Source organism: Leptospira brenneri (assembly GCF_002812125.1).
In the GTDB taxonomy this organism is placed as follows: domain Bacteria; phylum Spirochaetota; class Leptospiria; order Leptospirales; family Leptospiraceae; genus Leptospira_A; species Leptospira_A brenneri.
This window is the reverse complement of the sequence record NZ_NPDQ01000006.1, coordinates 134,267-147,142: the sequence shown is the minus strand read 5'-3', so window position 1 is coordinate 147,142 and position 12,876 is coordinate 134,267. Positions and strand designations below refer to the sequence as shown.

General features: G+C 38.6%; 13 protein-coding genes. 3 read left to right on the top strand and 10 right to left on the bottom strand.

The genetic code is table 11. From position 1 onward, the window contains the following. Position 1 precedes the first annotated feature (1 nt). Together CH361_RS13795 and CH361_RS13790 are read right to left on the bottom strand one after the other, a co-directional pair. Positions 2-751 (bottom strand): ABC transporter permease, encoded by a 750-nt coding sequence (locus CH361_RS13795; protein ID WP_100791395.1) that lies wholly within the window; start codon positions 749-751, stop codon positions 2-4. 56 nt (positions 752-807) lie between these two features. After that, a complete protein-coding gene (locus CH361_RS13790) occupies positions 808-1,023 on the bottom strand; it encodes an LIC12298 family protein (RefSeq protein ID WP_100791394.1) in 216 nt (71 codons plus the stop codon). 304 nt (positions 1,024-1,327) lie between these two features. Between CH361_RS13790 and CH361_RS13785 the strand changes: the two genes are divergently transcribed. Further along, entirely contained in the window at positions 1,328-2,893 is a 1,566-nt protein-coding gene (locus CH361_RS13785; protein ID WP_100791532.1) for a hypothetical protein, read from the top strand. Here the strand turns inward: CH361_RS13785 and CH361_RS13780 are convergent. The 8 genes from CH361_RS13780 to CH361_RS13745 all read right to left on the bottom strand — a co-directional run bounded on the left by CH361_RS13780 (position 2,890) and on the right by CH361_RS13745 (position 10,491). Then, complete coding sequence (locus tag CH361_RS13780) at positions 2,890-3,387, bottom strand: LIC_11959 family protein (protein WP_100791393.1); 498 nt, start codon at positions 3,385-3,387, stop codon at positions 2,890-2,892. The genes CH361_RS13785 and CH361_RS13780 overlap by 4 nt on opposite strands. Beyond that, positions 3,384-4,331 (bottom strand): HEAT repeat domain-containing protein, encoded by a 948-nt coding sequence (locus CH361_RS13775; protein WP_244279890.1) that lies wholly within the window; start codon positions 4,329-4,331, stop codon positions 3,384-3,386. Before CH361_RS13775 ends, CH361_RS13780 begins: the two co-directional genes overlap by 4 nt. A gap of 115 nt (positions 4,332-4,446) precedes the next feature. Continuing rightward, positions 4,447-4,917, bottom strand: coding sequence for a response regulator (locus CH361_RS13770; protein WP_100791392.1), 471 nt, complete (start codon positions 4,915-4,917; stop codon positions 4,447-4,449). A 49-nt stretch (positions 4,918-4,966) separates the two neighbouring features. Next, complete coding sequence (locus CH361_RS13765) at positions 4,967-7,480, bottom strand: glycogen/starch/alpha-glucan phosphorylase (protein ID WP_100791391.1); 2,514 nt, start codon at positions 7,478-7,480, stop codon at positions 4,967-4,969. 51 nt (positions 7,481-7,531) lie between these two features. Beyond that, complete coding sequence (locus tag CH361_RS13760; RefSeq protein ID WP_100791390.1) at positions 7,532-7,996, bottom strand: DUF192 domain-containing protein; 465 nt, start codon at positions 7,994-7,996, stop codon at positions 7,532-7,534. Between the two features lie 3 nt (positions 7,997-7,999). Continuing rightward, the gene (locus CH361_RS13755; protein WP_425268689.1) at positions 8,000-8,776 is read right to left on the bottom strand and encodes an enoyl-CoA hydratase-related protein; all 777 of its coding nucleotides are present in this window, start codon (positions 8,774-8,776) and stop codon (positions 8,000-8,002) included. A gap of 5 nt (positions 8,777-8,781) precedes the next feature. Next, positions 8,782-10,149, bottom strand: coding sequence for a PP2C family protein-serine/threonine phosphatase (locus CH361_RS13750; RefSeq protein ID WP_100791388.1), 1,368 nt, complete (start codon positions 10,147-10,149; stop codon positions 8,782-8,784). Continuing rightward, positions 10,150-10,491: a hypothetical protein gene (locus CH361_RS13745; protein WP_100791387.1), complete on the bottom strand. Its 342-nt coding sequence runs from the start codon at positions 10,489-10,491 to the stop codon at positions 10,150-10,152. 19 nt (positions 10,492-10,510) lie between these two features. On the opposite strand from CH361_RS13745, the gene CH361_RS13740 reads away from it, so the two are divergent. Both CH361_RS13740 and CH361_RS13735 read left to right on the top strand, forming a co-directional pair. Beyond that, the gene (locus CH361_RS13740; RefSeq protein ID WP_100791386.1) at positions 10,511-11,536 is read left to right on the top strand and encodes a hypothetical protein; all 1,026 of its coding nucleotides are present in this window, start codon (positions 10,511-10,513) and stop codon (positions 11,534-11,536) included. After that, positions 11,496-12,824, top strand: coding sequence for a hypothetical protein (locus CH361_RS13735; RefSeq protein WP_100791385.1), 1,329 nt, complete (start codon positions 11,496-11,498; stop codon positions 12,822-12,824). The genes CH361_RS13740 and CH361_RS13735 overlap by 41 nt, the downstream gene beginning before the upstream one ends. The last annotated feature ends 52 nt before the right edge of the window (positions 12,825-12,876 follow it).

The following is a 12,876-nucleotide window of genomic DNA, read 5'->3' as shown; positions in this document are numbered from 1 at the left end:
TTTATAGATGATCCAAAATTACCGACTGGAATTTACGTTTCGCAAGTAAGTAAACCAAAAAAAACGAAAACAGAAATGGTAAAATTTGGATCCAATCAAACTGAGGAGTAAAACCAGAAATAACGGAACTACGAAAGACATCCAAAGGGATCGTGAATGGATTGAATCCGTTCCACTCCTTTAGTAATCCAGTGGGATAATACAAAACAGGAATTCCCCAGAAAATAAGTTGGCTCACCAAACGAATTAAAGGTGATATATCTTTTAACAAAATATTCAACCGCGAAAGATAATGAAGGAGTAGCATCAAATACAATCCAGAAAACACAAGGGTCAAATATCCAACGAAAACTCCCGCAAGATTTAATTTTCCCGAATATGCTAAATAGATAAAAACAGGAATGGATGTGATGAGGCTATGAATCAAAAATTGTACATAGGGAATCCATAAAAATAAATCAATTCCAAGACTGGATCTTTTTAATAAAGCGCGATTGTCAGTCAGGATCCCCGTTCCTCGGACTAGGAGCTCTTGGATGGGAATCCAATAGAGTAACCCTGTTAAAAGATAGGCAGTGAAATCTTCTTGTGTGGAGGGAGTTTTTAAATTGAGCACCAAAAAAACCAGTGCGTACATGCTGATGAGCACTAGGTTTTGCAAGAACATCCAGGAGATGCCCAGAAAGGATCCTGCATATTGCAGTGCATAGTCACGCCGAACGAGAGCCCAAAGTATGGATACTTTCTCCATACTTTGATTGTCGGCCGCTAGCTCCTCGTTCTAGAACGGGAGCCAGTATTTTGGTTCTACATCCTCTTCAGGTTTTTTTGGCCAAGATCGGAGAGACCTGGGGAAACCCACTCTCCTTTTTGAACCACTTCCCCTTGGAAGGCTTCCATTAAATACTCTTCAAAGGTCTTCCCAGTTTGGTTCTGGGAAAATCCCTTTTTCGGACCTTGGCCAGCGAGACCTGAGTCCTTGTGGCGGTTGTAAGCGGGTTGTTGGATGGATCGAACGATCATAGGTTTTTCCTCCCCGTCATCATGTTAGACGACATAAAACTAAAAAATAATACCAATAATATACTAAACGCTTGTTTACACTACTTAACATTTGAGAAGTTAAGTCAATATTTTTTTCACGTTTTTATCGGTTTCTACATATAAATTTAGCATTCACCTGGGACAAAACCCGCCTGGGAGATTGATTTTTTGATTTGGGAGGTATAAAATATGTCCCTTTTTTAAAAAAAGCAATCCGAATGGGGGCTAAAAAACGAAATTTCAAACCTAAATCCTGGTGGATTGGCAGAAAATTGGCGTTATTTTGTGGATTTGTTTCGTACAGAGTTTACAAGCCGTAGAAAAAAAGCCGGATCAAATTTCTGTTCCAGAACTTTTGCAGGCAGGTTTTCCCCCTCATTTGGCCGCAGCCTGGAAGGAAAAAGCAAAACAACCACCTGAAATCTTTTTAGAATGGAAAAGATCCCTCAAAGGAAAAGATGCAGCTCTCGTATCCAAGGTTTGGAAACAAAAACAAATCACCTTATATGCCACCAAACAAAAATTTGCCGAGAAGGGAAAATCTCAATCTGAATCAGATCCCCAAACCAATCGAAACCATTCGGAGATAAACAAATCAAAGAACACCAAAAAAGACCTATCACTTTCAACAAATACAACGGATCCACCTTCGGAACTTTTTTTCGGATTCACTTACCAAAACTTAGATGTTCGTTATCTACCCAGAAAAGAAAAAAACCATTCTTCTATATTTTTCGGAGGAAGGAACAAGGGACAAATTTGGATCATAGAAAAAAGAGATGAAGACTTTTCTTATGGAACCAATCTAACTTTCAAACAATTACGATTTACCTCAGGAAACCGCTATAAACCAATTCCCCATTTTTACTTTGCCAAAGATCCGAACTTTTATTCCCAACTGGAACGAACTGGATCTCCCCTCCCCCAACCCATGTTATATACAAATTTTTTCGGTTATCGGTTCTTAAATGAAGGAAAAGAATATGAACTGGGAATTTATCATGCAGCTTCATTTTCTTCCCATCCTGGACTTTATTTTGTATCACCAAACAAATCCTATTCGGGAGTTTGGTCTATGGGAGACCAAAAATCAAGTTTGTATATCAATGATTCTTGGAATTCGAAAGACTGGGGAACCCATAGAGTTCAATCGGAATCTATATTTGATAAAAAAGAATCTGTGGGATTTTTTTATCTAAAATCAGAATCTCCTGAATCTAAATTTTTTTTAGATGCCACAATGTACCGAGACTCACCCTTACTCTATGGAATGGTATCACCTGAAGAAGTTAGACCACAAATCCCACAAGTTCTAGGTTATCTTAGAACCAATTTCAAACATTTGATTGGATCTGAATTCTTAAGTTCAACGGAAGGACATCGGTATGAAAATGGAAGGTCTGGATTTTTTCCATTTTTCATCAGTGAATGGGGGAACTTGATTTACCGGTATAGAGAATACAATGAATCAGGAAATTACCATTGGAATGAATTGGGACGAGCCGCATTTTACGAATGGAGAAAAGAAAAAGCAGTAGTCTCTGTTGGATTTGAATCTAGAGAAACAGGAGGGCAATGGGAAGGGAAATTAGCCATTCCTATTGATCCAGGAAATTTATTAGAGTTAAGTGCTATCTTTCGAGAAGGCCATCCTTATACCAGAGCTTGGTTTGAAAACTGGACTTATGCCACTGATTTTAATATCAACTTAACCGATAGACAAGAAATCATCAAACTCAAATGGGTAAGCCCTTTTATTTCACTAAACGTAAGTTATTCGGAAAAGGAAAATGACCCCAACCCAATTTTATTTATCAACTTTCAACTATTACAAAAATTTGATTTTTAATACAAAAGATCGTCAGTCCTAACCTCAATATACTCTTGGAGTTTAAAAATAGGAATGGTTTGTCTATCTACAAATTCTTTAGGTTCTGCTGGGAGTTTTTTAGGGGTGGGAAGAGAAGAACGTTTTCCTCTTTCATCCATAGAATAAAAATAATACCCAATCCATTCACCCTTCACTCTATATGGATTTCCAGGAAACAGATCCTTTACAAAAAATTCACCGTCCAAATCAAATTTATTACGTCTGTATCGGTAGTGGATCTCATCACCATTTAAGTCATAAAAAACAACAAAATCCCCTTGTTTTCCTTTAAAAAACAATTTCCACTCCAAAGGAAAGGTTCCCGATTTCTGAAATTCTGATTTCCCATCTAAGATTCGTTTTTCGGAACGAGAAATGGGACCGGTATACCTACCGTCTTCTTCGGAATGCAGAGAACCATTTGTAAAAACAAAAAAAGAAAGAAGGAGTAAAAGAAAAACCTTGGATTTCATTTGGGTTCTTCTTCTGGTTTTTCTTCCGTCGATTTTTCTTCTTCGGGAGCTGTTTCTTTCCCATTGATTTGGTCGATGGCTTTTTTAGCAGCTTTTTGGACTTTGGGACTTGGGTCTCTGTCGCGTTTGTATTCCAAAAGTTCTAAAGCTTTGGGATCTTTCAAACTTCCCATAAATTCAATGGCACGAAGTCTCACCATACTATCATCATCACGAGCAAATTCATTTAGTTCTTGGAAAACTTCTTTGTCCCCCATAGTCACAAGGGCACCGATTGCATAAATTTTTAAGGATTGGGCTTTTTTAGCATCCAATTTACCTGCGGTTTTTTTCAAAGAATCCAATAGTTCATATAACTTAGGTTTTGCTGTTTCGGATTTTAATTTACCAAGAGTATTCATCGAATAACATCGAAGAGTGGTGGGTTGGATTTCATCAAAAGCTACTTCCATCAACGCTGACTCTGAATCTGCATACAATACACCGCCAAAATACAAAGCAATTTGGCCCCGCATATCTGCATTATTAAACTTTTCACGAAACTTTGTTTCTAAGAAGGGAGCTGCTATCTTTCCATCTGGCAATTCCCCAAGAGCGCTGATGTAGAGACTTAATGAATTTGAATTTTTAGTAAAATCTTCCTTTTTTACTTTTTCGAGTAAGGGATTTGTGGCTTCCGCTAGTTTCATCTTTTTTGCAGAAGTTACCGCTTGTTTGACTACGTCTTCATTAGAATCTTCAAACAGACCAATGATGGTATCTTTGTTTTCTTTTAAGTCCAAATCACCAATGGTTTTTAAGAGGACAATTTTCATCCCCATGTCTTTTTCTGTTTTTAATTGTTCGCCTACAAGCTCATAAAGTTCGGAAGCATTTTCTTTAGGGAAACGCGTGAGCTCACCTAATGCTTGTTTCCTTTCTTGGCTCGTTCCATAACGAACCATTTTCGAAAGGACTTCTTTTTTTTTGGAAATTTGTTCAGGGCTAAGTTCTTTCTCTTTCCCAAAAACTGGAGAAAGAGAAATGAGAACTAAGGCTAAAATAAAAAATGCAAGTTTATTACTGTTGCTGTGATTCCAATTCGATGATACGGCGGTTGAGAGCTTGGATGAGATGTTGGTTTTCCAAATTCTGCCGAAACTTATCGAGTAGGTCTTTGATGTCTTTGGATAGTTCTTCAATGTTCCAAGGTTTTTCGACATACCGACTGAGTCCCCCGTTATTAATGGCATAGATTGCCGAATCAAGTCCCGCTTGGCCAGTGAGGAGGATTTTGATCGCATCAGGAGCTCGGTGGTGTACCTGTTCCAGAAACCGATCTCCCTTCATTCCAGGCATCACTTGGTCAGAAACAATCAACTCCACGATGTCGTTGCTACTGATGATTTCATCAATGAGGGAAAGCGCCTCTTCCGCACTACTCGCGGTTTCAATGATATGGGATTCGCCAAATCGAGCTAGAAGCTGTTCTGCGAGCGTCTCCAATACCGATATTTCATCATCGACACATATAATGTAACCTTTACTCATTTGGAACCCTTTCCTTGGAACAATATAACCTTAGTTCTTTTGTGTCGATTCAGTTTTGTGGCAATTTATAGATAGTTTTGGGAGGAACTGTGTCAAGAAGGGGGACCTTCCAAATATCCTTCGCATATTCTCGGATCGTGCGATCTGAGGAAAATTTGCCGGACCTCGCCACATTGAGGATGGATTTTTTGGTCCAAGTGGTTTCGTCCAAATAATCCTTCGCCACGAGGTTTTGGGTCTCGTCATAAGCCGCAAAATCAGCCATGAGGAGGTAATTATCAGTGTAATAAAGACTGTCATAGATAGGCCCGAAAATACCCGGTTCTCCGATGGAGAATAGATTTTCCCGAATCATCAAAAGAACCCGGTGGAGTTCATCATTTTTGCGAATGTAATCAGCTGGTTGGTATCCTGCCTCTTTCAGGCGATACACTTCTTCGGTATGAAGGCCAAATATATACATATTTTCAGGCCCCACCTCTTCCAAAATTTCCACATTGGCTCCGTCCAAAGTTCCGATGGTCAGAGCACCGTTTAACATAAATTTCATGTTGCTGGTTCCCGAGGCTTCTGTACCTGCTGTGGAAATTTGTTCAGAAAGATTCGTTCCAGGAATGATCCTTTCCGCAAGACTCACTCGGTAATTGGGTAGAAATACTACTTTTAAGCGATCCGCAACATCTGGATCTCGGTTGATGACCCAAGCCACATTATTTATGAGTTTGATGATGAGTTTGGCCATATAATAACCAGGAGCTGCTTTCCCACCAAAAATAACCGTTCGTGGTGTCACTTCACGAGAAGGATTTTCTTTGATCCGACGGTAAAGAGCAATCACTCGTAAGATATTCAAGAGTTGGCGCTTGTATTCATGAAACCTTTTGACCTGTACATCAATGAGGGATTTAGGATCGATGGAGATTCCTGTTTCACTTTTGATGAGTTTGGCTAAATCTTCTTTTGCCGTTTGTTTTACAACTTGCCAATCGTTTCGAAAATCAACATCGCCCACAAAGGTTTCTAATTCTTTTAGTTTGTATAAATCCGTCGTAAAACCATTTCCAATTCGTTTAGAAATCAAATTCGCCAAACTAGGGTTAGATTGCAATAACCATCGACGAGGAGTGATTCCGTTTGTTTTGTTATTAAATTTTTCAGGGAAAACTTTCGTAAATGCTTGGAAAATCGTTTTTTTAATGAGTTCAGAATGTAACTCGGCAACTCCATTGACACGGTAAGAACCAATCACAGCTAAGTTTGCCATACGAATTCGTTTTTCATTTCCTTCCTCAATGATACTCACCTGTTGGATTTCTGATTCTGATAATACACCCCTACTACGAACCTCTGATAAAAATCGATGATTGATTTCATAAATGATTTCTAGATGTCTTGGCAAAAGTCTTTCAAAAAGTTCCACTCGCCAGGTTTCCAAAGCCTCCGGCAAAACAGTATGATTGGTATAAGAAAAAACTTTAGTGACAATCTCCCAGGCTTGTTCCCAATCCATTTCTTCATTATCTATGAATATACGCATGAGTTCAGCGATTCCAATACTGGGATGGGTATCATTCAATTGGATGGCGATGTAGTTCGGTAGTTCCTTTAAATTGGAATTGGTTTCGCGATATTGGATCAAAATATCTTGGAGAGAAGCACAAACCATAAAATATTGTTGTTTGAGACGAAGCACCTTTCCTTGTTCGGTGGTGTCGTTCGGATACAATACCTTTGAAATATTTTCGGATATGGATTTATCTTGTACGGCTTTCATATAATCACCGTGATTGAAATAGTCCAAATTAAATTCTTCAGAAGATCTAGCTGCCCAAAGACGGAGGTAGTTCACCGTACTCGTGTTAAATCCAGGGATGGGATAATCATGGGCGGAAGCGAGAACCGTTTCATCGGGAACCCAGTCATGTTGGATTTTTCCTTTCCCTGAAACCTTTGTTTCCGTATGTCCAAAAAATCCTACTGAGAAGGAAATATCAGAACGCACCACTTCATAAGGAACTCCATCAGCATCCCAATGGTCAGGCATCTCTAACTGATTTCCGTTAGCGATGATTTGGTTAAAGATCCCATAATCATAACGAATTCCGTAACCGAATCCAGGGACATTCAGTGTGGCCATAGAGTCCAAAAAACAAGCGGCAAGTCGACCAAGTCCCCCATTCCCAAGCCCTGCATCTGTTTCAAACTCCAATACATCTGTGAGTTCAAAACCAATTCCTCGAAGCATCACTTGGATTGTTTCGTATAACCCAAGACTAATGAGAGCATTCATCAGAGTACGACCCATGAGAAATTCTAAAGAAAAATAAAAAACTCTTTTGGGATTTTCATTCCGGTAACGTTCATGAGTGACATTCAAACGATCGATCAGAAAGTCTCTGATTGTATGTCCAAGTGCTTTGTAGATATCTTCGTTTTTAAGATTAAATCTATTTTTACCAATGGTATATTCTAAGTGATGGGCAAATTGTTTTTCCATCGAAGCCAAGTCGGCTTTTTGTTCTTCAGATAAAAGTGTAATTAAACGAGGATTATTGACAACCATGGTAAAAAATACTAACCATGGGCATCAGAGATTCAAGTAAAAAGAGAAAATTTAATCTCGAGCAGAGACCTTTCTTTCCAAAGTGAGGACAGCATCTTTACCAATTTTATGTTTTGCAAACCAACCCTGATTGACTTCCAAAGCATACATCGCAGGTTTTCTAGAATTATATACTTCTTCGGTTTGGTTGGGTTTCATGTCGAATGATTCTAAAAGTCGCATATCTTCTGAAAAATAACCAATCGACAGGGGAATCAGAGTATTCTTCATCCAAAAACTTAAAACTTCGGGGCGACGGAATACAAAAAGCATACCCTCATCTTCCCCAAGTTTGGTTCTATACATAAGCCCGGTAGCACGAGTAGAAGGAGTGTTGGCAATTTCCAATTTTAAAGCACGATCGGCAACGCTCCCAAAAATAATTTCAGGAGTGTTTGTTTGTGACGGAAAGGATTCTGCTTGTCTACAAAAAGAAAGTGCTAAAAGGAAGAGTAGAATTCCAATCCGTGTTTTCATACATTAACCTTTAAAGTTTGGTTTTCTTTTTTCTAGGAAAGCAGATAAACCTTCTTTGGTTTCCTCATCAGCAAACCTGCCACCAAAGAGTTGTTTTTCCCACTCGAGTCCACCTTGCATATTGGTTTCTAAACCTTGACGAATCGCAGTTTTTGCCGCCTTAATTGCGTTAGGTCCCCGTGAAAGGATGGTAGAAAGTGTTTTTTCTGATTCATTCAAAAGTTCTGCAGGGTCTGTCACTTTATTGATAAGTCCCAATCGATATCCTTCGTCTGCAGAAATCATATCACCAGAAAGAATAAGTTCTGTGGCGCGTCCTACACCAATCAGTCTTGGAAGTCTTTGTGAACCACCAAATCCAGGAAGTAAACCGAGAGTCACTTCAGGGAGTCCTAACTTAGCTGATGCTACCGCATAACGAATATCACATGCCATTGCAAGTTCCATCCCACCACCGAGACAAAATCCATTAATGGCAGCTATCGAGATTAGATTTGAAAGTTCCATTTTTCTAAATACGGTTTGGCCGAGTTCAGAAAAAGCCTGACCTTCCCGAACATTGAACTCTTTCATTTTGGCAATGTCTGCTCCAGCAACAAAAGCCTTTCCCTCACCGGTAAGAATGAATCCACGAACAGCATTGTTGGATTCTAGTTCGTCAACCATATCACCAATTTCAGTAATTACGACATCGTTCAGTGCATTCAGAGCCTCTGGCCTTTTGATGGTTACGAGTGCAAAATTGGATTTAATTTGGATATCTAAAAAAGACAAATGAATTCTCCTTATTCTTCTACTTCCAATATAAGAAACATGGTGTCATCAGAAAAACTATCAAGCCCATAATCAGATTTTAATTCTGTAAGGAGGTTGATCTCTAAATCTTTGATGTTCGAACTTTGCCTGTGCCGATTGAGAAGCGCTAAAAGCCCCTCAGTCCCAAGACTATTGCCTTCCGGATCTGTAGATTCAATCAGTCCGTCCGTATAAATAAAAAAACGATCTCCTGGTGCAATGGGAATTATCTTTTCTGTAATTGGAGGGATTTTAATATTAAACCCAAGGATGGCACCTTGGGTTTCTAACTCTTGGTAATCTTCGCCTTTGTGCGCTAAAATCAAATAAGGATGTCCCGCATTTCCAAGGGTCAGCTTTTTCTCAATAAAATCAAAGAATAGATAGATGGCCGATGCATGGTATTTATTTAAATCATGTGCCAAACGATCATCTAAATAATCCATTAATTTGGCGGGAGCTGTTTTGAAACGATACGGGATTGTTGAAACAAGAACCTTCATGATGGAAGCAACCATGGCCGAAGAAATTCCATGTCCAGCCACATCCGTTAAAAACACACCGACGTTTCCTTCCCGGAGTTGGACGAAATCAAAAAAGTCTCCTCCAATCACATTGGGGCTTTTTCGGTAGAAAGTAAAAGCAATGTTGGGAATTTTAATATTTCCAGGAAAGAGTGCATCTTGTACTTTTTTTGCGAGCTCCAATTCATGTTGGATAAACCTTTTTTCTTCAGAAAGGTTGTACATATCTGTTGTGTCTTTTCTTTTGTTTAAAATAAAAACTGTACCAAGAGCGGCACTTCCCCAATAAACCAAAACCAAAAAGTATTTACTAAAAAATGAAAACTGATCAGAGACAGAGGAAGGTAAATTAAAAATGTAAATGATATGCAAAACAGAAAAATAAATAGCACTCAAAATACAAGCTTTGGGATCAAGTCTTGTGCTGTATAAAAGAATTGGGAAAATAAAGGACATCAAATAGGAATTGAGTAAATAAAAACTCCCAAGCGAAGGGAAGGAATGAATCCCGACAATAAAAACAATATAAACCAATCCATCAGCAACAAATCCGCTGAAATAAATCACTCTGTGGATGGGGATATTTTTAGTATAAAACTGTAAAAGTAAAATTAAGCGAGCAATCGAAACACCTAGTAAATAAGGTAATACTTGCGAACGAATTTCAGAGAAAGGAGGAGCTATGAGAAGTGAGTAAACAATAACATGAGTGATAAAAATATAAAACGTATATTCTTTATCATAACGGGCTTCTACTAATTTTAAAATTTCCCATTCTGATTTCGTAGGTTTACGAAAGATTTCTTTAAAGTATAAATAAAAGGACCGTGTCAATCAGGGTTCTCCCCATACCAAAGTTTGGATCTCTGATCCATTCAAGGTGATGGTGAAAGCTTTTCCAGTATCCAAATACTTGTCCATTTGATTCGCAAGTTCGAAAGCTTTTTTCTCATCTTCCATTCGAAAGAAAAAAGGGTGTGATAAAGCTTTATAATTGTAAGGGAAACGCTCAGAAACAATGAGAGTCACACGAAAATGGTCAGGCCTTCTTTCCATAACAATATGAGACACTTCTTTTCTAGTTAAAATACGCACATCAGGCCGTAAATTCCAAGGATTGATTTCAGCGAAAACGATCGATGGCAAAAAAAAGCATAGACCGAGAAGTCCTTTCATATAGAAATACAATCGGCAAATGAGATCGAATCCTTACATCATATCCTTACTTCCTTTCCTTTTTTGGGTATGTACCCCTAGTTCATTTTCCATACCGCCCAACCCATATGCAGACTGGGCAAAAAACAATGTTGGTTTACAAGTGAAAAACCTTCCTCCTTTGCAAGGAACATGGAACCAGAGGATTTATCCCTTGGACAAAAATCGATTGGATACACTCGTTTCTGTCAATGTCATCGATGGAATTGATGACATTCCTTCGCCAACAAAAGATTTATCCATTTGGAAAACAAAACTAAATCAGATTCAGAACTCATTACCTAAGGCAGTCAATGACCTTGCAGATTCTTACATTTATGGAATCTACTTTGTGACAAACTTAGGTTCCACTGGGCTTACCGGAATTGTTCGGGATGAAAATGGAAAACCCATTGGCGGGATTATTTTTTTAGATTCTGATCTGCTGGGTGATGGAGGAAATGATTGGGCATCCAAAAAAGAATCTACGGCCTTTCTTCCTTCAAAGGAACATTCCATCAAAATTCATTTGGATGATAGTAATTCTATAGAAACCGCTGTTCAATTTATCATATTACATGAATTAGGCCATATTTTATCAATCACCAAAGGACATGCCCCTGATTTTTCAGAAACACAAAGAGACTTTCGTAAGTTTCCACTCTTTGAAGGAATTTGGTGGTCAGAAACTTATTCCCCTTACGAAGCCACATTCTTTCCCGAAAGAAACAAAATCAAATTCTACAAAAAAACTCCTAATCTATCTTTATTTCCTGAAGGCAAATTCCTTTATAAAAAACTTACCAATACTGGATTTGTTTCCTTATATGCTGCGACCAATGCGGACGATACGTATGCAGAAGCCTTCGCCGAATATGTTCATGTTGTACTATTAAAAAAAGAATACAAGGTCATCTTAACTTCAAAAAATAGTTCGGAAACTTTATTACAAAACCCCATCAACAAGGAAGGAGGAAGAAGGTTTCGTGAAATATTCCAAACGATGTTCGAGATTCCTAATCCTTAATTTTCTAGTTATAGTTTTTGTATTTTCTTCTACTCTAAGATCAGAATCCAAACCGGAAGAAACCAAATCACTCACTGTTGAAACCAATACAGAAATTGTTTCGGACTTCCTTTGGCGAGGGAATTCCTTTGTTGGGGAAGCACAAAGCCGTAGGAATGGAGCAACTTATCAAAGTTTTACGTACGCACCAGCCCTCCAACCTTCGGTCAATGTATGGTCACCAGAAAAAAAATTCCAATGGTCACTCTTTGGAAACTTCCAACTTACGAATCGAGATGATTTTGATTCCGATAAACGTATCTTACAATCTAGACCAGGAGGAGTTGGTCCTTCTTACTTGGGAGAAGAAACAAAATTCTATGATCCCTATAGCCAAGATCCTTGTGTCCAGTCCGTTCATAATCGAATTTCTACGGCTACAGAAAGCTCAGATCCCTGCTTAGGTTATAGTCCAAACCATGGGTATGGGCCTAAAAAAGAACCGAATGGAAACAAAAGAGCAGATGGGCTGTTTTTTTCTATGAGTTATCATTTTGACCCGAGTGTTTGGGGAGAATTTGCAGTGGGTATTTGGTTTTACAATACCTTTCAAAAAACTTCCAGTTCTCTTCTATCACCAGCAACACAAAAACAAAATCCAACTGCTTCCGGAGGACCAAATAACACGTTCAATGCGAATAATACAAATGCGATCAGCCGGCTCATGTGGCATGAATACTTTGTACATTGGCATCTTCCTTTTTTAAAAAAATTCAAACCGACCATTTCCTATTACACACAATACTCCACCGAAAATGGCGGACTTATGTCTGGTAAAAATTATCTAGCCTTCAGTGGGTCCTATACTTTCCGAGAAGAGAAATTTTTTCGAATTATGCCTCATTTTAATTTAGGATATGCAATGGGAAATAATGCCGTGGACAACCGACACGGAATCCAAGACATCACAACGTCCACTTCCTTTTTCTTTGGTGATTTTTTTGTCAAATTTGCACATATCTTTCGTCCGGACTTATACCTCTGGGATACCAACAATTACTATGGATATGCTGGTGGAGATCCAAACAAAGCCCACTGGAATCGCAGTTCCGAAGATGGAAAGGTAACGAATCCTTCTCGCATTTATGGTGCGTACAATACCTCAATCCTAAATTCCATTGAACAAATTGATACTGGGAATTCCCTAAGGGATTCTATTGTCAAAACTTGGCTCAGAGAAGCATATACCTTACAAAATATTCCAGTCCATTTATTCTATGTTAGTTTAGGGTATGCAAAGACGTTCTGATTTCGTCCTCTTTTCACCGGATTTTTATTCTCTTAAGTGAGGAATGGCTTGA